This is a genomic window from Longimicrobium sp. (assembly GCF_035474595.1).
Taxonomy (GTDB): domain Bacteria; phylum Gemmatimonadota; class Gemmatimonadetes; order Longimicrobiales; family Longimicrobiaceae; genus Longimicrobium.
Window position 1 is genome coordinate 31,816 of record NZ_DATIND010000155.1, and the last position, 22,149, is coordinate 53,964.

Annotated in this window: 20 protein-coding genes; 8 read left to right on the forward strand and 12 right to left on the reverse strand. The window is 71.3% G+C overall.

Going from position 1 to position 22,149, the window contains the following annotated elements; translation table 11 throughout:
• The first annotated feature begins 257 nt into the window (after positions 1-257).
• Together VLK66_RS26525 and VLK66_RS26530 are read left to right on the forward strand one after the other, a co-directional pair.
• Positions 258-2,780: a PBP1A family penicillin-binding protein gene (locus VLK66_RS26525; protein ID WP_325312530.1), complete on the forward strand. Its 2,523-nt coding sequence runs from the start codon at positions 258-260 to the stop codon at positions 2,778-2,780.
• A 140-nt stretch (positions 2,781-2,920) separates the two neighbouring features.
• On the forward strand, positions 2,921-3,508 hold the full coding sequence (locus tag VLK66_RS26530; protein ID WP_325312531.1) for a hypothetical protein: 588 nt from the start codon (positions 2,921-2,923) through the stop codon (positions 3,506-3,508).
• An 87-nt stretch (positions 3,509-3,595) separates the two neighbouring features.
• Here the strand turns inward: VLK66_RS26530 and VLK66_RS26535 are convergent, their stop codons facing one another.
• The 6 genes from VLK66_RS26535 to VLK66_RS26560 all read right to left on the reverse strand — a co-directional run bounded on the left by VLK66_RS26535 (position 3,596) and on the right by VLK66_RS26560 (position 7,879).
• Entirely contained in the window at positions 3,596-4,942 is a 1,347-nt protein-coding gene (locus VLK66_RS26535; protein ID WP_325312532.1) for an aspartate aminotransferase family protein, read from the reverse strand.
• Positions 4,943-4,959: 17 nt separating this feature from the next.
• On the reverse strand, positions 4,960-5,448 hold the full coding sequence (locus VLK66_RS26540; RefSeq protein WP_325312533.1) for a GNAT family N-acetyltransferase: 489 nt from the start codon (positions 5,446-5,448) through the stop codon (positions 4,960-4,962).
• Positions 5,435-5,815, reverse strand: a complete 381-nt coding sequence (locus VLK66_RS26545; RefSeq protein WP_325312534.1) for a DUF86 domain-containing protein — start codon at positions 5,813-5,815, stop codon at positions 5,435-5,437. The genes VLK66_RS26540 and VLK66_RS26545 overlap by 14 nt, the downstream gene beginning before the upstream one ends.
• On the reverse strand, positions 5,805-6,116 hold the full coding sequence (locus VLK66_RS26550; RefSeq protein WP_325312535.1) for a nucleotidyltransferase family protein: 312 nt from the start codon (positions 6,114-6,116) through the stop codon (positions 5,805-5,807). Before VLK66_RS26550 ends, VLK66_RS26545 begins: the two co-directional genes overlap by 11 nt.
• Complete coding sequence (corA, locus tag VLK66_RS26555) at positions 6,113-7,225, reverse strand: magnesium/cobalt transporter CorA (protein ID WP_325312536.1); 1,113 nt, start codon at positions 7,223-7,225, stop codon at positions 6,113-6,115. The genes VLK66_RS26550 and corA overlap by 4 nt, the downstream gene beginning before the upstream one ends.
• A 228-nt stretch (positions 7,226-7,453) precedes the next feature.
• The gene (locus VLK66_RS26560; RefSeq protein WP_325312537.1) at positions 7,454-7,879 is read right to left on the reverse strand and encodes an SCP2 sterol-binding domain-containing protein; all 426 of its coding nucleotides are present in this window, start codon (positions 7,877-7,879) and stop codon (positions 7,454-7,456) included.
• A gap of 431 nt (positions 7,880-8,310) precedes the next feature.
• On the opposite strand from VLK66_RS26560, the gene VLK66_RS26565 reads away from it, so the two are divergent.
• On the forward strand, positions 8,311-9,363 hold the full coding sequence (locus VLK66_RS26565) for a cytochrome b/b6 domain-containing protein (protein ID WP_325312538.1): 1,053 nt from the start codon (positions 8,311-8,313) through the stop codon (positions 9,361-9,363).
• Complete coding sequence (locus VLK66_RS26570; RefSeq protein WP_325312539.1) at positions 9,360-10,067, forward strand: molybdopterin-dependent oxidoreductase; 708 nt, start codon at positions 9,360-9,362, stop codon at positions 10,065-10,067. The genes VLK66_RS26565 and VLK66_RS26570 overlap by 4 nt, the downstream gene beginning before the upstream one ends.
• Before the next feature lie 119 nt (positions 10,068-10,186).
• On the opposite strand, the gene VLK66_RS26575 is transcribed toward VLK66_RS26570, so the two are convergent.
• The 5 genes from VLK66_RS26575 to VLK66_RS26595 form a co-directional block, all read right to left on the reverse strand.
• Positions 10,187-10,363, reverse strand: a complete 177-nt coding sequence (locus VLK66_RS26575) for a hypothetical protein (RefSeq protein ID WP_325312540.1) — start codon at positions 10,361-10,363, stop codon at positions 10,187-10,189.
• Between the two features lie 700 nt (positions 10,364-11,063).
• Positions 11,064-11,252, reverse strand: a complete 189-nt coding sequence (locus tag VLK66_RS26580) for a hypothetical protein (RefSeq protein ID WP_325312541.1) — start codon at positions 11,250-11,252, stop codon at positions 11,064-11,066.
• Positions 11,253-11,492: 240 nt separating this feature from the next.
• Complete coding sequence (locus VLK66_RS26585; protein WP_325312542.1) at positions 11,493-12,713, reverse strand: adenylosuccinate synthetase; 1,221 nt, start codon at positions 12,711-12,713, stop codon at positions 11,493-11,495.
• A 126-nt stretch (positions 12,714-12,839) separates the two neighbouring features.
• The gene (locus VLK66_RS26590) at positions 12,840-13,766 is read right to left on the reverse strand and encodes a hypothetical protein (RefSeq protein ID WP_325312543.1); all 927 of its coding nucleotides are present in this window, start codon (positions 13,764-13,766) and stop codon (positions 12,840-12,842) included.
• Positions 13,767-13,799: 33 nt separating this feature from the next.
• Positions 13,800-14,864 carry a J domain-containing protein gene (locus tag VLK66_RS26595; protein ID WP_325312544.1) on the reverse strand — a complete coding sequence of 355 codons (1,065 nt, stop codon included), beginning with the start codon at positions 14,862-14,864 and terminating at the stop codon, positions 13,800-13,802.
• 301 nt (positions 14,865-15,165) lie between these two features.
• On the opposite strand from VLK66_RS26595, the gene VLK66_RS26600 reads away from it, so the two are divergent.
• From VLK66_RS26600 to galK, 3 genes are read left to right on the forward strand one after another with little or no spacing between them, the layout of a single operon-like run.
• Entirely contained in the window at positions 15,166-16,227 is a 1,062-nt protein-coding gene (locus VLK66_RS26600; RefSeq protein ID WP_325312545.1) for a UDP-glucose--hexose-1-phosphate uridylyltransferase, read from the forward strand.
• Positions 16,224-17,261 (forward strand): UDP-glucose 4-epimerase GalE, encoded by a 1,038-nt coding sequence (gene galE, locus VLK66_RS26605; RefSeq protein ID WP_325312546.1) that lies wholly within the window; start codon positions 16,224-16,226, stop codon positions 17,259-17,261. Before VLK66_RS26600 ends, galE begins: the two co-directional genes overlap by 4 nt.
• The gene (gene galK / locus VLK66_RS26610) at positions 17,258-18,409 is read left to right on the forward strand and encodes a galactokinase (RefSeq protein ID WP_325312547.1); all 1,152 of its coding nucleotides are present in this window, start codon (positions 17,258-17,260) and stop codon (positions 18,407-18,409) included. Before galE ends, galK begins: the two co-directional genes overlap by 4 nt.
• 336 nt (positions 18,410-18,745) lie before the next feature.
• Here the strand turns inward: galK and VLK66_RS26615 are convergent, their stop codons facing one another.
• Positions 18,746-19,180: an acyl-CoA thioesterase gene (locus VLK66_RS26615; protein ID WP_325312548.1), complete on the reverse strand. Its 435-nt coding sequence runs from the start codon at positions 19,178-19,180 to the stop codon at positions 18,746-18,748.
• 493 nt (positions 19,181-19,673) lie between these two features.
• On the opposite strand from VLK66_RS26615, the gene VLK66_RS26620 reads away from it, so the two are divergent.
• Positions 19,674-21,953, forward strand: a complete 2,280-nt coding sequence (locus VLK66_RS26620) for a glycoside hydrolase family 3 N-terminal domain-containing protein (protein ID WP_325312549.1) — start codon at positions 19,674-19,676, stop codon at positions 21,951-21,953.
• Positions 21,954-22,149: the final 196 nt, after the last annotated feature.

Sequence of the window (22,149 nt, forward strand, 5' to 3'; positions counted from 1 at the left end):
CTTCGCGGACTTCACATCCGTGCTTCCGAGGATTCGTGCGCGTCGAGGGTAATCGTGTGGCCGGATCCACATCCCCCGATAATGCCCCGAGCACTCAGCCCTCAGCCCTCAGCACTCAGCACTCAGCACTCACGCACCCTCGCACTTCCGCACTTCCGCACTTCCGCACTCCTAATCTTCTCCCTGTACAGAGCTTACACACTCCGGCACGGAACGCGCACTACAGGTGTTGCACCCTGCGACCCACGAGCAGATCCATGAAACGCAAGCTCACCATCGCGCTCCTCGCCGTTTCCGTGCTGGCGCTGGCCGGCTTCGGCTGGCTGTGGTTCGCGCCGTGCGGGATGGGCGGATGCGCGCCCGTGTCCGAGCTGGAACGCTATCAGTCCGAGGGCTCCCAGCTCATGGACATCGCCGGCCGCCCCTTCGGCACCCTGGGGATCGACCGGCGCGTGCTGCCGCTGGACTCCATGCCCGGCTTCCTGCCCAAGGCCTTCATGGCCGTGGAGGACCGCCGCTTCTACGACCACGGCGGCGTGGACTGGAAGCGCTTCGGCGGCGCGCTGTTCAAGAACGTGAAGACCGGCGGCGTGTCGGAGGGCGGCAGCACCATCACCATGCAGCTGGCGCGCAACCTGTTCCCCCGCGCGCTGCCGTACCAGGAGCGGTCGCTGCGCCGCAAGGTGCTGGAGATCCGCGTGGCCCGGCAGATCGAGCGGGCCTTCCCCAAGGACAAGATCCTGGAGCTGTACCTCAACCACATCTACCTGGGCGAGGGGACGTACGGGGTGGACGCGGCCTCGCGCGAGTACTTCGGCAAGCCGGCGTCGCGCCTCACGCTGGCCGAGGCGGCCACGCTGGGCGGGCTTCCCGTGTCGCCCAGCAAGATCAACCCGCGCGAGAACCGCGAGGCGGCCCTGCGGCGGCGCAACCTGGTGCTGCACGAGATGGCGAAGGCCGGCTACGTCTCGCAGGCCGACGCCGACGCCGCCACCCGCGAGCCGCTGCGGCTGGCCCGGCAGGGGCGCGCGGGGCCGCGCATTGCCGGGGCCTGGTTCGTGGAGCGGGTGCGGCGCGAGCTGGAAGACGCGCTGGGCGGGGTGGACAACACCTCGGGGCTGCGCGTGTTCACCAGCTACGACCCCGTGGCCCAGAAGGCGGCCGAGGAGGAGGTGGGGCGGCAGGCGGTGGCCATCGAGTCCGGCGCGTTCGGCGCCTTCCGCCACGACACCTACGCGAAGACCAAGGGGACGACGGAGGACGGGCAGACGCCGTACCTGCAGGGAACCGCGATCGTGATGGATGCCAGGACGGGCGAGATCCACGCGCTGGTGGGCGGGCGCGACTACGACGACAGCAAGTTCGACCGCGTGTTCCAGGCGGTGCGGCAGCCGGGCTCGGCCTTCAAGCCGTTCGTGTACCTGACGGCGCTGGAGGAGGGGATCCCCGCCAGCCAGATCTTCGAGGACAAGCCCATCCAGATCCAGCTTTCGCGCAACCGCGTCTGGTCGCCGCGCAACTACACCGGCTCGTACGCGGGGCCCATGACGCTGCGCGACGCGCTGACGCAGTCCAAGAACACGGTGACCGTGCAGGTGGCGCAGCAGGTGGGGATGGACGACGTGGTGCGCACCGCGCGCGACCTGGGGATCAGCACGCCCATCTCCACCATGCCCTCCACGGCGCTGGGCGCGGCCGAGGTGCGGCCCATCGAGCTGGTGCGCGCCTTCGCGGCGTTCGACAACGGCGGCTCGCTGGTGGCGCCGCACGTGATTCGCCGCGTGGAGGACCAGGAGGGGAACGTGGTGTGGCAGCACGAGGACGCCGAGGCGCACCGCGTGATCCAGGCGGAGGAGGCGTTCGTGCTGACCTCCATGCTGCGCGACGTGGTGGACCGCGGGACGGCGGCGCCCGTGCGCGCCGCCGGCTTCCGCGGCCCCGCGGCGGGAAAGACGGGGACCACCAACGGCGCCACCGACGTCTGGTTCGTGGGGTACACGCCGGACCTGGTGGGCGCGGTGTGGTTCGGCTTCGACCGCCCGGTGACCATCGTGCCCCAGGCCAGCGGCGGCACCATCGCGGCGCCGGTGTGGGCGCGCATCATGTCGCGCATCTACCAGTCGCGCCGGATGCCGGCCGCGTGGCCCATGCCCGGCGGAGTCATCAGCGAGCAGGTGGACCGCCGCACCGGGATGGCGATGGACGCCTCGTGCCCGGGGAGCGGGCAGGCGTACACCGAGTACTTCATCCACTCCGCGCCGGTGCGGCAGAACTGCTTCCCCGCCGCGCCGTATCCGTCGGACACGGCCTGGCAGGACCCGGAGCAGGGCGCCTGGGCCTACCAGGACTCGGCGGGGATGAGCGACCTGGAGCAGCGCGGCGTGTACTGGCCCGAGCTGGAGGAGAAGCGCCGCCGCGAGGCCGCCGGCGCCCCGCCGGTGACGCCCTTGCCGGGGAGCGTGGAGGACCCGTACGCCACTCCGCCCGTCGCCGGCGCGGGCGCGGGGACGCGCACGACCGGGCGGACGCGCGTCCGTCCGACCGCGCCGCCGCCGGTGATCGGCGACGCGCCGCCGGTGGCCTCGGACGGCGGCCGCGACGGGGCCGGCGGGCGCACGCGCACGCAGCCGCGGGTGCTGGGCGACCCGGTGGGCGGCACGTCGTCCGGCAACGCGGGCGACGGGACGTCGGGGTCGTCGTCGGGCTCCTCGGGGTCGTCGGGCGGCACCTCGGGCGGGACGACTCCGCCGCCCGCGGACACCACGGGAGCGGGGGCGTAGACGGGCGTTCCGGGCCGGAGTTGGTGAAACACCGGGAGCGCTGCGGGGTTGTACAGGCGCCGCGTCCACAGGCTGGACGCGGCGCCGCGGTTATCCGGCCCGCCCCGGCGGCGGCTCCACACCTGGGAGAGAGATCCGTTTTGACCCACCGATTCTCGCGGGCGGCGGTGTTCGCCGCCCTGATGGTTCCCGCGGCGCTCGCGGCGCAGACCCCGCGGCCGGTGGCCGCGCGCGCCACGCCGCAGACGTCCGCCACCGCCAACGCGCGGGCATGGATGGCCGAGCTGCAGCAGATCCAGGGGCGGCTGCAGGCGGCGCACAACCGCGTGATGCAGGACGCGCAGCTACGCGGCGAGCAGGAAGCGCTCTTCCGCGACGTGAAGGCGGCCCTGCAGCGCGCCGACCCCGGGCTGGACGCGCTGGCCCGCCGCGTGGAGAGCATGCAGGCCGAGGCCGCCGACGCGGTGCAGCGCGGCGACCGCGCCCGGGTGCAGCAGCTGAACGCCGAGCTGGTGCCCATCCAGCAGCGCTTCATGCGCGCGCAGCAGGCGGTGATGCGCCAGCCCGCCATCGCGCAGCGCTCGGCGGCGCTGGAGCAGCGCCTCCACGCGCGGATGCTGCAGATGGAGCCGGAGACCGACCGCCTGCTCGCCCGCGGCCGCGAGCTGCAGGGACGGCTGATGCAGGCTGCGGGCGGGGGACAGCCGCCGCGGTCGCGGCAGGACTGAACCGAAGTACGGAAGTACGGAAGTACGAAGGGCCTTCTCACGCGAGAGGGCCCTTTCGGTTTTCGGACGATGAAAACCCATCGTTGGTCAGAGCTGTTCGAGCACGTCCCGCAGGGTCGCGAGCGCGGCGTCGGCCTGCTCGTCGGTGAGGACGAAGGGCGGGGAGAGGGAGAGCACGTTGCCGTGGATGCCGCCGCCCAGCGTCAGGATCCCGCGGCGCAGTGTCTCGATCACGATGCGGCCGGCGAGCTCCGGCGCGGGCTCGCGCGTCTCCCGGTCGCGGACGAGCTCGATTCCGATCATCATCCCCAATCCGCGCACCTCGCCAACGCGGGGGTGATCTTCCGTCATCTCCCCGAGTCGTGAGAGGATGCGCGCGCCCAGCTCCGCCGACCGCTCCACCAGCCGCTCGTCGCGCAGCACGGAGATGGAGGCGAGCGCGGCCGCGCAGCCGAGCGGATGGCCGAGGAAGGTGGAGGTGTGGATCGCCTCGCCCTTCGACTTGGGCCACGCCTCCATCACCGCGCCGGTGCCGATGCACGCGGCGAACGGCATCCCCCCCGTCATCCCCTTGCCCACGCAGAGGATGTCGGGGGTGACGCCCCAGTGCTCGCCCGCGAACCAGCGCCCGGTGCGCCCGAAGCCGGTGTAGATCTCGTCGAAGATCAGCAGCAGCCCGCGCTGGTCGCAGATGCGGCGCAGGCCGGGAAGGAAGCCGTCCGGCGGCACCACGTCGCCGCCGCGGCCCTGGACCGGCTCGACCAGGATGGCGCCGATGCCCTCCGTCGCGGTGCCCGGTGTATCGAGGAGGTATTCGACGTAGCGCAGCGTCGCATCGCCCACCTCCCGCGCGTCGCGGCCGAACGGGGAGCGGTAGGCGTACGGGTACGGCGCGAACGCGGCGATGCGGGGGAGCTGCGAGGCGAACGGCGCGCGGAAGTCCTCGCGGCCGCTGGCGGCCAGCGCGCCGTAGGTGAGGCCGTGGTACGAGCCGTGGAAGGCGAGCACGCGCGGCTTTCCCGTGGCGATCGCCGCCGTCTTCAGCGCGGCCTCGACGGCCTCGGCGCCGGAGCTGGCGAGGACGGCGCGGCTCAGCCCCCCCGGCGCGACCCCGGCCAGCGCGCGGAGGAGGTCGACCTTGATGGCGGGGGGATGCACGTCGCCCATGCCGTGCATCAGCTTTTCGGCCTGCGCCTGCACGGCGGCCACGATGCGCGGGTGCGCGTGCCCCGGCCCGGCGACGGCGAAGGCGGCGGTCAGGTCCACGTAGACGTTGCCGTCCACATCGCGCACGTTCGCGCCCCTCGCCTCGTCCCAGAAGACGGGGAAGTCGTCGCCCAGGTACGTGACGTTGGGCGATTCCACCCGCGCCAGCTCGGCCGCCAGCCGCCGCGACTCCGGCCCCGGCGGCGCCACGCGCACGCGGGGGAGCAAGCGTCCGAAATCCTCCGTCACGCGATCCACCGGCTCATCATGTACCGCTCCTGCAGCTCGAATCCTAGGCGCCGGTAGAGCGCCATCGCCCGCGTGTTCCAGGTGTCCACCTCCAGCCGCACGGCGGCCACGCCCAGCTCGCGGCACGCCTCGGCCGCCAGCTCCAGCGCCCGCGCGCCGATTCCGCGCCCGCGCCATCCCTCGCGCACGTACAGCTCGTCGACCAGCGCGTACCGCCCGGCGAACTCCAGCGAATAGCACACCGTCACCGCCGCGTAGCCGACGACGTCGCCGCCCACGCGGAAGAGCCAGACGCGCCCGAGCGCCGGGTCCGCCACCAGCGTGCGGAACGCCTCGCGCGCCCGCGCCCGCTCGAAGTCGAGCCCCTCGTGCACGTAGAACTCGCGCATCAGCTCCGCCAGCACCTCCTCGTCGGCGATGCTGGCTGGGGAGAAGGCGAGGTCGGTTTCGCCGACAATCCCGGTGCTTCGGTCACTCCCGGGCATTCGCCAGCCCGGCTTCTCCTCCGGAATCGATGGTAAGAATCCGGGTGAGATTTTCGATGAGGTCGGGGAGGTCTTCGCGGATGGTACGCGCTACGATCTCCAGATCAACTCCGTGATAACCGTGCGCGACCCAGTTCCGCATGTCACGCATGTCTTTCCACGGCACCACGCTGTGGCGCGTCTCGACTTCTTTCGGAACGGACCGGGCCGCCTCACCGATGACCACGAAGTTGTACAGCACCGCGTCTCGGAGACTGCGGTCCGCCGCTAGAGCTTCTTCGCCGCGACCACGCATCATCCCCAGGATGAACTCCGCAGAGGCGATGATGTCCTGGAGTCGCTGCTGCCACGTTCTGCTAGGCCGCACGGATCGCCTCCGCGAGAATGGTCTCGCGCATGTGGGGGCGGAGGGCACCCGGCGTCACCAGGTCCACCGGGAGTCCCAGCAGCTCCTGGAGATGGTTCTTCAGCCGGGAGAGGCGGAACAACGTCATCCGGTCGTCCACCTCGACGAGAAGGTCCACGTCGCTCCCCGGTCCCGCCTCTCCACGAGCAACCGAGCCGAAAACGGAGATCGAAGTTGCGCCGTAGCTCTTCAGGTCTTCGCGATTCTTGCGGAGCACGTCCAGAACCCGGTCGCGCTTCGCGTCGGACGCTGATTTGTTCATCCCCGGTCTCCGATCCAGCCGCGGCGGTAGAAGAAGTAGAGCAGGCCCAGCGCCATCATCACCATCACCCCCGACACGAACGGCCAGGCCCAGTACCACGCATGGTCCGGGTGCTGGAGGTTCATCCCGTAGATGCCGGTGATGAAGCTCAGGGGGATGAAGATGGCCGCGAAGATGGTGAGCACCTTCATGATGTCGTTGGTGCGGTTGCCCACCGTGCTGATGTACAGGTCGGTGAGCGAACCCGCCACCTCGCGGAAGTTCTCCACCAGATCCAGGATCTGGAAGGCGTGGTCCTGGCAGTCGCGCAGGTACACCATCGTGTCCTCGCGCACCAGCTCGCCGGGGTCGCGCACCAGCACGTTCAGCGCCTCGCGCATGGGCCAGATGGCGCGCCGGAGCGCCATCAGCTCGCGCTTGATGTCGTGCAGGCGGTGGATGCAGGCGTGCGTGGGCCGCGTCACGATGTCGTCTTCCAGCGCCTCCAGCTCGTCGACGTACTCCTCCACCACGGGAAAGTAGTTGTCGATGATGGCGTCGAGCAGCGCGTACGCCAGGTAGTCGGCCCCGCAGGCGCGGATCTTGGCGTGCCCGGCGCGCAGCCGCTCGCGCACCTCGCCGAAGACGTCGCCGGGGTGCTCCTGGAAGGTGACGACGAAGTCCGGGCCCAGGAAGATGCCGACCTGCTCCAGGTCCAGCCTGGGGTCCCGCCGGGCCATCTTCACCACGATGAACAGGTGCCCGTCGTACGCCTCCACCTTGGGCCGCTGGGTGACGTGCATCACGTCTTCCAGCGCCAGCCGGTGCAGGCAGAACCCCTCGCCGATGGTCTGCACCGTCCCGGCGTGCGCCACCCCGTCCACGTTCACCCACACGACGGGAAACTTGCCGCGGAGCCTGGGCAGCGCGTGCAGGTCGTCGGCCGTGAACTCGGTGATCTCGTGCGGGCCGAAGGCGAACACGGTCACGCGCGGGGCCACGGCGCCGGGCATGGACTCCAGCATTCCCGGCGAGGAGCCGGGCGGCGGGCGCATCCCGCGCTCCATGGCGGGGGCCACGCCTTCGAGCGCCGCGTTCAGCGGCATACGCAGCAGGTCGCGGCGCTTCACACGGTTTCCTCGGTCGAAGGTGCGAGAGTGGACGGCACGTGTGGAAGTGCGTGAGTGCGTGAGTGCGGAAGTGCGTGAGTGCGTTTGCCTGACGTATCCGTGCTGGGAAGAGGCATCTTGCCCGCCTGGCTGGCCCCCTCCCCCGGCCCCTCTCCCCCGCTCCGCGGGAGAAAGGGGGGAACTCAGCGCGGACGCGGCTAGGGCTCGTCCCGCACCGGACCCGCGCACTCACGCACTTCCATTTCCGTCGAACGTGCCGCCTACCGTGGCCGCGGCGGTGACCATGTCCTTCGCCGCCTGCGCGTACTTCGCCAGGGTGAGGAGGTTGCCGCGGACGAGGCGCAGCTTGCCCTGCATCACCGCGCCGACGGGGTCGACCTGGCCGGCGAGGAGGCGCTGCCACGTGGCCGCGTCCGCGCGGAAGACGAAGGGCGCGTTGGTGCCCTCTTCCTCCGTGGCGACGCGGGCGCCGCGGCAGGCGCCCTGGTGCGCGTCGATGTACACCGCGCGGTCCGCCTCCACCCCCTGCGCCCCGTCCGCCGACATCGCCAGCACGATCGCTCCCTCCCACGTGGCGGCGGAGGCGCGGTACGCCTCGCTGCGGTTCAGCGCCTCGCAGCACGCGCGCGCCCACTCCTCCGTGAACACCTCCATCCGCCGTCCCCGATCTCCATTGGGTGAACCATCTTCCGCACGCGGGACGCGGGAACGGTAGCCGCCGCGCCGGGGCGGGGCAACGGGCGCGCGGCTGGCGTCAGGCATCAAGGGGCCAGCCGGGCGGGCAGGATGTCTCCGTTGTTCGCACGGATCTCGTCGAGCTACCTCTCCCGGTACGGGAGAGGTGGACGGTCTCGGCCGGCCGGAGAGGGCGCGATGCCGCGGACGCACGCGGAAGTCCCGGCCGCGCGTCGCTCGGGCCGAAGTGCTTGGAAACACATCGCATCGGATGCACCTTCAGATCACATCCGATCGAGCGCGCCGCGGCGTATGTAACCGCATCGGCGCGGGCGCCATCAGACCGGGCATCGCATCCGCGCGTCCCACCGCGCACCCGGCCGGGCATCTCACCCCCGATCTCCATCTCCATGCACGATTCCACCGCGCATCCCGACGCGCCCCGCGAGACCAGGCGCCACCACTGGATCGTGCGCGCCACGCACTGGGTGAACGTGGTCGCGCTCACCCTCATGGTGGGCAGCGGGCTGCGCATCTTCAACGCGTACCCGGCGTTCGCGCGCAAGGGCGAGGCGTTCTGCTGCTGGCCGTGGGAGGGGCACGCGATCCCCGGGTGGCTCACCTTCGGCGGGTGGCTGGCGGGCGCGCGGAACTGGCACTTCGCCATGATGTGGGTGCTGGCGGTGAACGGGGCCATCTACCTGGCGTTCATCTGGCTGCACGGCGAGTGGCGCGACCTGGCCCCACGCCGCGGCGACCCGCGCGACGCGTGGGAGATGATCAAGTTCTATCTCTTCGTCCGGAAGACGCACCCGCGCCAGGGGAAGCACAACGCGCTGCAGAAGGGCGTGTACTTCGCGCTGCCGTGGCTGGGCGTGCTGGCGGTGCTCACCGGGCTGGCCATCTGGAAGCCGGTACAGCTGGCGCCGCTCACGGGGCTGTTCGGCGGCTACGTGTGGGCGCGCTACTGGCACTTCCTGGTGATGCTCACGCTCGTCCTCCTGGGCCTGGGCCACGTCTTCATGGTCTTCGCCGTCGACCCGGCGTCGCTGCCGTCGATGATCACCGGCCGCTACGACGAATCCCGCTCTCCCGAGGCGCTGAACGCGCGCCCCTTCCTGCGCGGCAGGCCGAAGCCCGTGCTCGCCATCGCCCGCCCCGCGCCCGCCCCGAAGGTGGTTCAGGGGGATGCAGATGGGGATCGAGACGTCCGCCCATCCGTCACCCCAGCGCCCGTCGTTCTGGAAGATGGAGATCGGAAGCCCGCGGCATCCACCGTCTCCCCGCTCGCCGTTCCGGGTGATGGAGATGCGGGGCCGTCCGTGCCCGATCGCCCCGCGGCGGATGGAGATGCACAGCCGGCCGCCATCGCCGCCGACCGCCGTGCGGCGGGTGCGGATGCGGGCGATGCGGACCAGCCGGCGGCCGATGCGCGGGAGAGCGGAAAGGAGGCGGGGCGATGATGGACCGGCGGCGATTCCTGGCGCTGGGCGGCCTGTCGGCCGCGGCGCTGCTGGCCGAAGCCTGCGACTCGCGCGGGCCCAGGAGCGCGCAATCGATCCTGCGCTGGGCGGAGCGCGAGAACGAGGGGGTGGAGCGCTTCCTCTTCCGCCACACGTCGATGGACCACGCGGCCAGCGCGCGCAACGTGGCCGGCCGGATGCCCTCGTACTACATCTCCCGCTCGCACCCGGTGTGGGACGAGCGCGTGCGCGGGAAGTGGGCGCTGGAGGTGGGCGGCGCCGTCGCGCGGCCGCTGCGGCTGACGCTGGAGGACCTGGCGAAGCTGCCGCACGTCACGCAGCGCATCAACCACTACTGTGTGGAGGGGTGGACGGCGTCCACGCAGTTCACCGGCGTGCGCGTCAGCGAGCTGGCCAGGCTCGCCGGCATCAGGCCGGACGCGGGCTACGCCGACTTCCAGAGCTTCGACAGCGGCTACCACGAGAGCTGGGATCTGGAGAGCGCCATGCACCCGCAGACGCTCGTCGCCTTCGCGCGCGAGGGCCGCTTCCTGGACGCGTGGTACGGCGCCCCCGCGCGCGTGCACTCGCCGGTGAAGCTGGGCTACAAGAACACCAAGTATTTAACCCGAGTTGTCTTCATGCCCCAGCGCAACGGCGGATACTGGAGCGACAAGGGGTACGAGTGGTACGGGGGGACGTGAGTTACGCCTCGCCCACGGGTGACGGAAGGCCCGCCGGGGATGCGTCCCCCGGCGGGCCTTTGTCACTGTGACCTTGTGCCGTCCATCCGCGCCTTCGTGACGGGGGACAGGCCCCCGCGTCAGGGCGTGGTGTACGGGCAACCCCAGGTGATGGGGCACCCGAGGGTCTTGGTGGTGCACTGCGCCGCGTTCTGAGTGATGTCGTGCGCGAGCACCGTCCCGCGCCAGTCCGGCGTCTCCTGCGTCGCGAAGCTGGCGATCCGCAGCGACTCCACGTCCAGCTGGATCTTTCTCATCCGTTCATCTCCGGATTGTGTGTGGATGCGCATTCGGAAGCCGAAGGCGCACGGAGTGGGATGGGCGGAGCGGACGTTCGTTTCCGGGCAGATCAGCCCGGCCAGGGCTGCCCTTCTTCATCGCTCCTCCGGATGCGGGGTGCGCGCTGGCGACATCCCAGCAGAGGGGTGGGTGTTCCCGTGGCGGCGCGAACAGCGCGCGTGGTGCGGGGCGTGCGCCAAGGCCGTCGGGGTGTGATGAGGGTGGGCTCGGCTCCACGATACCGATGTCCGGGTTCTCCGGTCAAGGCACATAAATCGTCGGAGAAGAAGGCGTTTCAGGGAAAGCGAAGAGTCGGGGGTCTCGACGGCGCCCTGCAACCCTCAGACGCTGATTGCCTGTACTGCGCGAGGCCGCCCGCTGGTCTATCGTGCGTATGCGTATCCCGTCGTTATGGACGCCGCCTCCGCGCGCTCATCGGCTGCCTGCCCGGGATCCGGCAGGCGCGCTGAGCCGGCCGCGGGCGGATGATCTCGCCGGGAAGCAAATCGCGGTTGGACTGTCGCATGAATGGAGACCGGGCGCCTCCGCGGGGAGGCGCCCGGTTTTCGCTCGACACCGACGGGTGGATCGCGCCCCTCCGGGGCGAATCGGGCGGGAAGAGACCCTCCGGTTTCCGCGGCCGGGCACTTCGTTCGATCCGGGTGTGCCCGGCGAGCGTCAGCAGGGATAGAAGAAGCAGGTAAACTGCACGCAGTTGCTCGCCTCGATGCAGGTAGGACCACCGCAGGTTTCGTTGTCGCGACGCGTGGCGAACGCCGCCACCGTCCCTTCGGTCTCCTCCTCCGTTCGCACGGAAAAGCTCTCCACTTCCAACCGTTCCAGGCTCAGGCGCAGCTTCTTGCCCATGGGGGTATCTCCAGGATGGTGGTTTCGGACGACGGGCGGGAACCGTGCATGCGCGACCCGGGGGGCGGATGGCGCCCCTCCGGGCAGCGCTGGCGATTGAAGGGTAGCGTGATCGGTGATGCGATCTCAATGCTGGAGGGATGAAGCGCGGTGGGTGGGGACGAAACGGCCTCTTCCGACGTCGACCCGCCGACGAGTGTTGGCGGCGGCCGTAAATCTGACACTTCCCCGGGTCTGGTGTCAGACGGGGATTTCCGCGGCGATGTCGGCGGCGCGGGAGCCGCTTGCGGCGAACACCTCCGCGGAGAGGTGCGATCGCACCGCGTCGACCAGATCGTCCGGGCTGCCTTGCACGGCTTCGCCCTCGCACGTCCATGCCGCGGCCTCCGGGAGCTGGTCCAGGCAGGTGACGGCGACGGCCATCCGGAGCCCGTCCGTGCGGTCCAGCATCTCCGTGTCGCGGAAATCCTCGGCGATGCGGTCGCGGAGCGCGGCGACGTCCAGCAGGGCGTAGCGGAGCCGGCCCTGGAACGCGTGCGGCACGTTCGTGAGATCGTACACGCCGGGGAACGGCTTCTCCGCGAGTTCGCCCTGCAGCGGGCCGGCGCCGTGGCGCGTCATGTAGGCGCGCGTGGCGTAGGTCACCAGCAACTCGGCGGGCGGCAGCTCGTTCAGCATCTCCGCCACGTTCCGCACGCCCGTGTTGGAGCGGGTGACGTGCGGAAACGCGCCGCGCGTCTGGTCCAGCGCCAGCCCCTGCGCGCCCTCGAAGACGACCGTCTCGTGCTCGCCCAGCACCTCCGTGTCGGCGCGGACGTGGGCGCGCTGGAGGAAGTTGTCCAGAACCGCGAGCCAGCTCTCGGCCAGCGCTTCGCTTTCGATCATCTCCCGCCGCCGCTGGTATTCCGCCTCGATGCCGAGCGTGGCGACGCGCCGGGGCACCCACGTCTTCCGGATGCGCCGGAGCATCGTTTCCACCGCCGCGGGGCCGTTCAGCGCATCGCCGGCGGTCAGGCGGAAGCCCCGGCTGTCGCTCCGCGTGACCGTCTCGTTGATGCCGAGGCCCACGCTGCCGTGGCGCGCGGCCCCGCGGCTCGTCTCCACCATCTCGTTGATCAGCATGTCGTAGGGCGTGGTGACGAGCGCCCGCGGATCGACGGAGACGAGCGGGTCGATGCCGAGCGCTTCCAGCTCCCCACGCTCGCGCTGGAAGATGATGGGGTTGGCGATGAAGTGCCGGGTGAGCAGGGTATCGGCGCCGGCCAGCGTCCCCGCGCCGAAGTGGCTGAACACGTGGCGGCCGCCGTCGTCCGTCACGACAGTGTGCCCGGCCTGCGCTCCCCCGTTGAACCGGGCGACCAGGACTCCATCTCCCCCGTACGTGCGGGCGAGGAAATCCGTCATCAGCCCCTTTCCTTCATCCCCGAAATTCGCACCGATCACCACGCTGGCGTGCTTCATGGCCGGCTCTCTCGCGGGTTGGCGGGGAGGACGATCTCTCCCCGCGTCGTCATCATCTACCGAAAACGCAGTGTGGAGCGCCCGGGTGCCGGACGGATCCGCCCGGCACCCCGGGTCCAGATGGGGCTACAGGGTGACGAGCCCCGCCTCCGCGACCGCGCCGGCGGTCAGGCCGCGGAGCGCGCTCCGCACCACCAGCGAGGTGTCGCCGCTCCACGAGGCGGCCACGGCGTCCTTGTCGTGCCCCTGCCGCACCTGCAGGATGCTGACGATGATCTCGCCCAGCTTCGTGTAGTCGTCCACGGGGATCGCGTTCTGGCCGAGCAGCGCGCGCCACTCGTCCAGCACCTGCGGGTAGGTGCGGGCGTGGCTCCCCTGCATGATGACCAGGTGGTACACGTCCCAGCTGCGGCGCGCCATCGCCAGCAGCTCGGCGGTGGTGTAGTCGCGCTCGGCGTCGGTGCCGAAGACGGTGCGGATCTGCGCGCGGGTGAGCGCCGGCGGCACGCCCTCGTCGCCGTAGGTGAAGAGCACGCCCTTCTCGCCGCGCTTCTCGAAGGCGTCGGTGCTGGTGTGCATGGCGGCGAAGTACCACGGCAGGTGGTAGCTCTCGCTGCGGTTGCCGCCGCCGCCCCGCTCCACGTACAGCGCCTGGGTCTGGGTGCCGAGCTCCGTGGCGCCCGCCTCGAACTGCGTCACCTGCAGCGGCGCGCGGTCGTGGCACTCCACGTCGCCGATTGCCGCCACCAGGATGTGCGGATCGCTCACGGGCTGCCGGCCGTAGATCTCCAGCGCAATGGCGGGGAGCGATTCCTTCAGCAGGAGGTACGCGAGCTCGTCCATCGAGCCGGTAACGTCGCCGGCGATGATGATGGGGGTGGAGCGCGGGTTCACGGCGCTGTCGCGCGACTCGCGCACCCCGTTCTTCATCTTCGCCGGGTCGTTCGCGGCCACCATCCCGGTGGTGTTCAGGACCTGGTTCTTCGTCCTCCCGGCGAACGACCGGGCGGCGAAGGCGTTCCATTCGTCGGCGGTGAATCGGCTGCTTCCCATGGTTTCCTCTCGGTGAAGGTTGGCTCCGTTCTGCTACGCTCCGCCGTAAATCTCCTGCGGCGTCAGGTCCATCACGACGAACCTTCGCGGGCCGAAAGCCGCGTCGCGCGCGCGGGCCCAGTTCGCGTAATCCTCAATCCCGTCGTCGTCCCCCGGCGTGGTCACCCACCGCGCGAGCGGCGCGGGAATGGCGGGGTCGCGGAGCAGGCGCGTGCCTCCGGGATCGCCGAGCAGCGTGCGCCCGGCGAGCCGGATGAGCTCGCGGTCCAGCTTGGGGGTCGCCCGCTTGGCCGCCGTGGCGTGGGGGGGAAGGATGGTCTTCCACACGTTCACGCTCGCTCCCGGCAGGTGCGTCATCGCCTCGCCCTCCCGCCGCGCGTACCACCAGCCGCCCAGCAGCATCCCCGCGTGGTCGTTGGGGGAGATGAAGTAGCTGTCCAGGTCGATGGCGTTGTGCGTGAGCCCCGCCCAGGTGAGGTACGCGCCCAAGTTGTGGAGGGTGCTGAGGATCCAGGCCACGTGGCGCGGGTCCATCCTCCCGCCCAGGTGGTCCAGCACGTCGCGCAGGCGGATGACGCCGGGGGATTTGGCGATGACGAGCGCGGGGCCGTCGGCCGTCTCCGCCTCCAGCTCGATGCGGGGGAGGAAGCGGGAGACCTCGTCGCGCATGGCGTCGTTCGCGTAGCGGAAGCCGCGGATGGTGCGGACGGCGTTCCGGCACAGCGCGCGGTGGTCTTCGCGGAAGAGATACGTGACCGAACGCGGGCTGATGAAGAGCGTGCCGAGCTCGAAGGTGTGGCGGCGCAGGTAGCGAACGACGAGGCGTTTTCCGCTCCGCAGCACCAGCTCCCGTACGCCCGCGCCGGTCCACGTCTTCGCCTCGATCTTCGTGTCGCGCGCGTTCTTCAGCGCGCTCAGGTGCTTGAACGATTCGGTGTTGGCGGGGTGGCGGTCCGGGTGGAAGTCCAGCGCGAGCCTGCGGTACAGCCGCCGGTCGCGCTCGTCGTCGCCGCTGAACAGCTTCTCCGGCTGCCAGGCGGGAATCGCGAGGAGCGCGGCGGCGGTGATCGTGGCCGGTGCGTCGGTGAGGGTAGGCATGATCTCGTTTCTGCCGCGTCTCGGGATGGTGCGGATTCGCAGGACTTGGCCTGCCTCTATATCATTCTCAAAATGAGAATAATCCGGTTGCTCGAACGTGTCAAGCATTTCGACGGTCTGAGCTCGTCTGCACTGCTCCTGCTTTCCGATGTCCGCGCCGCGGTCCATGTTTCCCCCGGAGGCTGATCCGTCTCCGGTGCGGCGGTTGCGGCGGCGGATGGGATCGGTCGGGACGATGACGAGAAAGAGCGGGGGATGAGGGGACGCGAAGATTCTGTGCGCGCGTTCGGGATGGTGCGGCGTGGCTGAGCGCGCTGGGGCGACGCTGCTGGCGGAGCACCCGCACCGGCGGCTGAACCCGCTCACCGGCGAGTGGGTGCTGGTGTCGCCGCACCGCGCCCTGCGGCCGTGGCAGGGGCAGGTGGAGCCCGTGCTGCGCGCCGAGCGGCCGGCGTACGATCCCGGCTGCTATCTCTGCCCGGGGAACCCGCGGGCCGGCGGCGCGCGGAACCCGCAGTACGCCGGCACCTTCGTGTTCGACAACGACTTCGCCGCGCTGCGGCCGGATGCACCCGAGGCGGGCGTGGACGTGGACGGGCTGCTGGTGGCGCGCGCGGAGCCGGGCGTCTGCCGCGTCGTCTGCTTCTCGCCGCGGCACGACCTGACGCTGGCGGAGATGGCAACGCCCGGCATCCGCCGCGTGGTGGACGTGTGGGCGGAGCAGTACGCATCGCTGGGGAGCCGGCCGGAGATCGGCCACGTGCAGATCTTCGAGAACAAGGGCGAGATGATGGGGTGCAGCAATCCTCATCCGCACGGCCAGATCTGGGCGCAGCGCTCCATCCCCCTCATCCCCATGCGCGAAACGGCGACGCAGGCGGAGCACCACCGCCGCCACGGGCGCACGCTGCTGGGCGACTACCTGGCGCTGGAGGAGGCGCGCGGCGAGCGCACGGTCTGCGCGAACGACGCCTTCGCCGCGCTGGTGCCGTTCTGGGCGGTGTGGCCGTTCGAAACCCTCGTCATCTCCCGCCGCCCCGTGGCCGATCTCGCCGCGCTGGACGACGCGGAGCGCGACGGGCTGGCGGACGTCCTCCGGCGGCTGACGGCACGCTACGACGCGCTGTTCGGCATCTCCTTCCCCTACTCCGCCGGATTCCACCAGGCGCCCACGGACGGGGAGCCGCACCCGGAGTGGCACCTCCACATGCACTTCCATCCCCCGCTGCTGAGGTCCGCGACCGTGCGCAAGTTCATGGTGGGATACGAGATGATGGCCGAGCCGCAGCGCGACCTGACCCCCGAGGCCGCGGCGGAGCGGCTGCGCGCGGTCCCGGAGGACGGCCGGGGAGGCGGCGCATGAGGCTCCTGGTCACCGGCGGCGCGGGGTACATCGGCAGCGTGGTGGTCACGCAGCTGGCCGACGCGGGGCACCAGGTGGTCGTCTTCGACCGCCTGTCGCAGGGGCACCGCAAGGCGGTCGACCCGCGCGCGGAGCTCATCGTCGGCGACCTGGCGGACCGCGCGGCGGTGGAAGACGCGATGGCGGCGCACCGCCCCGAGGGAATCCTGCACTTCGCCTCGCACACGCTGGTGGGCGAGTCGATGGAGCGGCCGTTCCTGCACCTGGGCGAGAACGTGCGCAACGGGCTGAACCTGCTGGAATCGGCGGTGGAGCACGGGGTGCGGCGCTTCATCCTCTCCTCCACCGCCAACCTGTTCGGCGTGCCGGACGCCATCCCCATCCCCGCCGACGCGGCGATCCGGCCGGGGAGCCCGTACGGCGAGAGCAAGCACATCCTGGAGCGGCTGCTGCACTGGATGGACGACCGCTTCGCGATGCGGTACGCGTCGCTACGCTACTTCAACGCGGCGGGCGCTGTGTCGCCGGACCGGGGCGAGGACCACGACCCGGAGACGCACCTGATCCCCGTCGTCCTCCAGGTGGCGCTGGGGCAGCGCGAGGCGGTGATGATCTTCGGCGACGACTACGACACGCCGGACGGCACCTGCGTGCGCGACTACATCCACGTGGCGGACCTGGCCGACGCGCACGTGCGCGCGCTGCACGCGCTGGATGGCGGGAGCCGCACCTACAACCTGGGGAACGGCCGCGGCTTCAGCGTGCGCGAGGTGATCGAGACGGCGCGCGCGGTCACCGGCCACCCCATCCCCGCGCGGGTGGCGCCGCGCCGGCCGGGCGACCCCGCGGTGCTGGTGGCCGAGAGCGAGCGCATCCGCCGGGAGCTGGGGTGGGAGCCGCGGCACGGCGAGCTGCGCGACATCATCGCCAGCGCGTGGGCGTGGCACCGGGCGCATCCCCACGGCTACGCGGATCGCTCGGGGGGATCGGACGACTCGGGACCCGCATCTCCATCTTCATCCCCATCCCGATGAACGACAATGGCTTGCGGGAGACGGTGGTTCGGGCGTTCGCGGAGCGCTTCGGCGCGCCGCCGGCCTTCGTGGCGCGCGCGCCGGGGCGGGTGAACCTGATCGGCGAGCACACCGACTACAGCGGCGGCTTCGTGCTGCCGATGGCCATCGACCGCGCGGTGTGGATCGCCCTCCGCCCGCGGGCCGATTCGCGCGTCTCCGTCGCGTCGCTGGACTTCGGGGAGACGGGGGAGTTCGACCTGGGGCGGCTGGAGAGCGCGGGCGGCGGCTGGCTGGAGTACGTGCGGGGGATGGCGTGGGCGCTGGGGGACGAGCTCGCGCTGCGGGGATGGGAGGGCGTGGCGAGCGGCGACGTGCCGAAGGGCGCCGGGCTGTCGTCCAGCGCCGCGCTGGAACTGGCGGCGGCGCGCGCGTTCGCGGCGGTTTCGGGGATCGACTGGGACGCGCGGCGGATGGCGCTGCTGGCGCAGAGGGCCGAGAACGGCTGGGTGGGCGTGCGGTGCGGGATCATGGACCAGATGATTTCGGCCGCGGGCGAGGCGGGGCACGCGCTGCTGATCGACTGCCGCTCGCTCGAGACGCGCCCGGTCCCGCTGCCGCCCGGGACCGCGGTGGTGGTGATGGACACGGGCACGCGCCGCGGGCTGGTCGATTCCGAGTACAACGAGCGCCGCCGCGCCACCGAGGTGGCGGCAGAGCGCCTGGGCGTCCCCGCGCTGCGCGACGTGGACGTGGCGACGCTGGAGTCGCGCGCCGCGGAGCTGGACCCGGTGACGCTGCGCCGCGCCCGCCACGTGGTGGGCGAGAACGAGCGCACGCTGGCCGCCGCCGCCGCGCTGGAGCGCGGCGACGCCGCGGAGGTGGGGCGATTGGTGGACCTGAGCCACGCCAGCCTGCGCGACGACTTCCAGGTCTCGCGCCGCGAGCTGGACGCCATCGTGGAGCTGGCCCAGGCGCACCCCGCCTGCTTCGGCGCGCGGATGACGGGCGCGGGCTTCGGTGGCTGCGCGGTCGCGCTGGTCGAGCGATCGGCCGCGGACGACTTCGCCCGCAAAGTTGGTGATGCGTATCGCGCCGCCGTCGGCCTGGAGCCGCGCGTCTACGTCTGCGCCGCCGCCCCGGGCGCCTCGATCGAGGAGGTCAGGTAAGGACCAACGGCAGATGTCTCACACGGAGGAGTGGAGAAGCAGAGAGGCAGGATTCAGGCGCGTTCGGCCCGGCATCGCGCCCTCTCCGGCCGGCCGAGGCCGTCCACCTCTCCCGGACCGGGAGAGGTAGCTGGGCCGAATCTCCGCCACTCCGAAAGATAGCCGCGACCAGAGGATGCAGGCCCCGTGGATGCCGGACAGCCCCTCGCCCGGAACGGGAGAGGGCGAGCGCTCTCAGGCGCGGGGAGAGGGCAGCGATGCCGGAGGATGCACAGCGAAGCAGGGGAGCGGAGATGCCATCTCCGCTCCCCTGCTCGTCTTTTGTGGCGATGCACGTCAGCGCTTGAGCGTGCGGCCGTCGGCTTCGGGGACGGAGAAGAGCACGCGCAGCTCGTCGGACACGCGCAGCGGGCGGCCGGTGGCGGTGGCGAGCGGGCACCAGAGGGTGCGCGCCCGCGCCAGCAGCGTCCCGTCGCCCGCGCGGACGATCTCGGTGTGGCGCTCCACGCGGACGGCGTCGGCCAGGCTCACCCAGGTGCGCGCGCGGACGGCGTCGCCCGGGAGCGCAGGGCGGCGGTAGTCGATCTCGTGCCGCAGCACCACCCAGCCCACCGCGCGCTGCACGTGCGGCGGCGCGACCGCCGTCCAGTGCGCGATGGCGGCCTCCTGCACCCAGCGCAGGTAGACGATGTTGTTCACGTGCCCGATGTCGTCCACGTCGCCGGGGAGGATGGCGACGGACGTCTCGAACGCGTCGGCGGAGGTCGCCATCGGGGGGCGCGGGTAGCGGGGAGTGCGCGATGATGCCGGGGTACAGGATGATGCCGCGCGCGGCGCGGGCGCGCAACGAGGCGCATGGCGGCGGGAGATGCCGCCGCGGCCCTCATCCTGCGCTTCCCGCGCGCCGGCTGTTCCGGGGGGAATCCGGGGGGAAGTCGACGAGCAAGAGAGACGTCAATCTGAGAGACGTCATCCTGAGGCCGGCCACGCTGAACTTGTCACGGCGATGAAGATGGCAGGCCGAAGGATCTATAGCCGGGGCGCCACGTCACTTTCGAATGCGCGGTGATGCTGGCCAGCGATGCAGGGCAACGCACGTGCGCGTCCGACACAGACGTGCGGGACGAGTATGGATCCTTCGGCCTGCAAGCGTTTGTGACGACGCGGTTTCGGCGTGCCCGGCCTCAGGATGACGTCTCTCGTGGGGAGTCCGATTGGTGACGATCCCGGCCAGCCCAGCCCACATCGTATCCGACGGGAGGACATGAAGCGCATTCTGATGCTCCTTGCGGCGCAGGCCATCCTCGTTGCCCCGGCAGCCGCGCAGACGCAAACGCAGGCGCGGCGCGCGCGCGTCGACTCGCTGCTGGCGCGGATGACGCTGGAGGAGAAGGTGGGGCAGATGACGCAGCTCACCCTCTCCGCCTTCACCGCGCCGGGCACGCCCCACCGCGACAGCGTGCGGCTGGACGTCGCCAGGCTGCGCGAAGGGATCGTGAACCGGCACATCGGCTCCATCCTGAACGTCGAGCAGGGCGCGCTCACCGTGGAGGGGTGGCACGACGCCGTCCGCCGGATCCAGCGCGTGGCCATGCTCGAGACGCGGCTCGGCATCCCCATCCTCTACGGCATCGACTTCGTGCACGGGGCCAATTACACGCGCGGCGGCACCCTCTTCCCGCAGAACATCGCCATCGCCGCCACGTTCGACACCGCGCTGGCCCGCCGCGCCGGCGAGATCACCGGCGACGAGGCGTACGCGTCGGCGCTGCCGTGGAACTTCGCGCCGGTGCTGGACGTGGGCCGCCAGCCGCTCTGGCCGCGCTTCTACGAGACCTTCGGCGAGGACCCGTGGCTCGCGTCGCTGATGGGGCGCAGCCAGGTGGCGGGGATGCAGCGCGGCGGTCGCGTGGCGGCCACGATGAAGCACTACCTGGGCTACTCCAACCCCCGCTCCGGCCACGACCGCACCCCCGCGTACATGACCGTGCGCGAGGTGCGCGAGAGCTACCTGCCGCCGTTCGCCGCCGCGGTCCGCGCCGGCGCGCGCGCGGTGATGGTGAACAGCGGCGAGATCGACGGCGAGCCGCTGCACGCCAGCCGCTACTGGCTGACCGACGTCCTCCGCGGCGAGCTGGGCTTCGACGGGGTGATCGTGACCGACTGGGCCGACATCATCTACCTCAACACCCGCCACCACGTGGCCCCCACGCTGAAGGACGCGGTGCGGATGGCGGTGCAGGCGGGCGTGGACGTGAGCATGACGCCCAACGACTACCAGTTCTACGACGACCTGATCGCCCTGGTGCGCGAGGGCACCATCCCCGAGAGCCGCATCGACCAGTCCGTCCGCCGCATCCTGACGCTGAAGGCGGACCTGGGCCTGTTCGAGGCGCCGTTCCCCGACGAGACCGCCGCGCACCGCGTCGGCGGCGAGGCCTCCGCCGCCGTGTCGCGGCAGGCCGCGCGCGAGGCCATCACCCTGCTGAAGAACGAGGGCGGCGTCCTCCCGCTGCGGAAGGCCGCGCGCATCCTGGTCACCGGCCCGGCCGCGCAGTCGCTGACCGCGCTGAACGGGGGATGGACCTACACCTGGCAGGGGAGCGACGCGTCGCAATTCCCAGCCGGCCCGCGGACGCTGCTGGAGGCGATGCTGAAGCGCGGCCGCGACGTTCGCTACGTCCCCGGCGCCGCCTTCGCCGACACGATGGACATCGCGGCCGCCGCCCGCGCCGCGCGCGACGCCGACGTGGCGGTGGTGGCGGTCGGGGAAGACGCGTACGCCGAGACGCCGGGAAACATCGACGATCTCACCCTGCCCGAGCCGCAGCTGCGGCTGGTGGAGGCCATCGAGGCGACGGGGACGCCGGTGGTGCTCGTCCTGGTCGAGGGCCGCCCGCGCGTCATCACCCGCGTGGCCGGCGGGGCCAGGGCGATCGTGATGGCGTACTGGCCGGGGATGCACGGCGGCGAGGCGCTGGCCGACGTCCTCTTCGGCGACGCCAACCCGTCCGGCCGCCTCCCCTTCACCTATCCCCGCGCGGTGAACCAGCTCGTTCCCTACGACCACAAGCGCACCGACGAGATCGGGCCGGCCGCGGCCAACGCCTTCCATCCCCTCTTCGAGTTCGGCAGCGGCCTGGGCTACACGACCTTCGCCTATTCCGGCCTGAAGACCGGCGCGGCCACGCTCCGCCCCGGCGGCACCCTCCCCGTCACCGTCACCGTCCGCAACACCGGCGGCCGCGAGGGAACGGAGACGGTGCTGTTCTTCACCCGGCAGCGGTTCGCGTCGCTGTCGCCCGCGGTGCGGCGGCTGCGCGGCTTTCAGCGCATCACCCTGCAGCCGGGCGAGGCGCGGACGGTGACGTTCACGCTGTCGGCCGACGACCTCACGTACGTGGGGCGCGACGGGCGGCCGGTTCTGGAGGCAGGGACGTTCGACGTGATGGTGGGCGGCCTGACCGCGAGCTTCACCGTTGCCACCGGCGCCACGGACGCCACCGGCGCGGCGGCATCGACCGGAGGTGGGACGACGCGGTGATCTCGCGCGCGGGTCATGGCGTCATGGCACAGGCGAGGGGGAAAAATGCGACCGAGGTCGCGGCTACAACGGCACACGTCGCTCGCGCCTCGCCGATGGCGTGGCCCCGGCCATCATCGCGGCCGATGCGACATCGGGTGACGCGCCGGCGTGGCCTTCGCACGGGAAGTCCGCGAAGGCGGACTGCGTGCCGTTG

Coding starts and splice junctions, on each gene's coding strand:
- VLK66_RS26560 (WP_325312537.1), bottom strand. CDS start 7,879: ATGGAGGTGTTCACGGAGGAGTGGGCGCGCGCGTGCTGCGAGGCGCTG.
- VLK66_RS26620 (WP_325312549.1), top strand. CDS start 19,674: ATGAAGCGCATTCTGATGCTCCTTGCGGCGCAGGCCATCCTCGTTGCC.
- VLK66_RS26525 (WP_325312530.1), top strand. CDS start 258: ATGAAACGCAAGCTCACCATCGCGCTCCTCGCCGTTTCCGTGCTGGCG.
- galE (WP_325312546.1), top strand. CDS start 16,224: ATGAGGCTCCTGGTCACCGGCGGCGCGGGGTACATCGGCAGCGTGGTG.
- VLK66_RS26590 (WP_325312543.1), bottom strand. CDS start 13,766: ATGGGAAGCAGCCGATTCACCGCCGACGAATGGAACGCCTTCGCCGCC.
- VLK66_RS26595 (WP_325312544.1), bottom strand. CDS start 14,864: ATGCCTACCCTCACCGACGCACCGGCCACGATCACCGCCGCCGCGCTC.
- galK (WP_325312547.1), top strand. CDS start 17,258: ATGAACGACAATGGCTTGCGGGAGACGGTGGTTCGGGCGTTCGCGGAG.
- VLK66_RS26615 (WP_325312548.1), bottom strand. CDS start 19,180: ATGGCGACCTCCGCCGACGCGTTCGAGACGTCCGTCGCCATCCTCCCC.
- VLK66_RS26580 (WP_325312541.1), bottom strand. CDS start 11,252: ATGGGCAAGAAGCTGCGCCTGAGCCTGGAACGGTTGGAAGTGGAGAGC.
- VLK66_RS26550 (WP_325312535.1), bottom strand. CDS start 6,116: ATGAACAAATCAGCGTCCGACGCGAAGCGCGACCGGGTTCTGGACGTG.
- VLK66_RS26540 (WP_325312533.1), bottom strand. CDS start 5,448: ATGCCCGGGAGTGACCGAAGCACCGGGATTGTCGGCGAAACCGACCTC.
- VLK66_RS26585 (WP_325312542.1), bottom strand. CDS start 12,713: ATGAAGCACGCCAGCGTGGTGATCGGTGCGAATTTCGGGGATGAAGGA.
- VLK66_RS26575 (WP_325312540.1), bottom strand. CDS start 10,363: ATGAGAAAGATCCAGCTGGACGTGGAGTCGCTGCGGATCGCCAGCTTC.
- VLK66_RS26570 (WP_325312539.1), top strand. CDS start 9,360: ATGATGGACCGGCGGCGATTCCTGGCGCTGGGCGGCCTGTCGGCCGCG.
- VLK66_RS26565 (WP_325312538.1), top strand. CDS start 8,311: ATGCACGATTCCACCGCGCATCCCGACGCGCCCCGCGAGACCAGGCGC.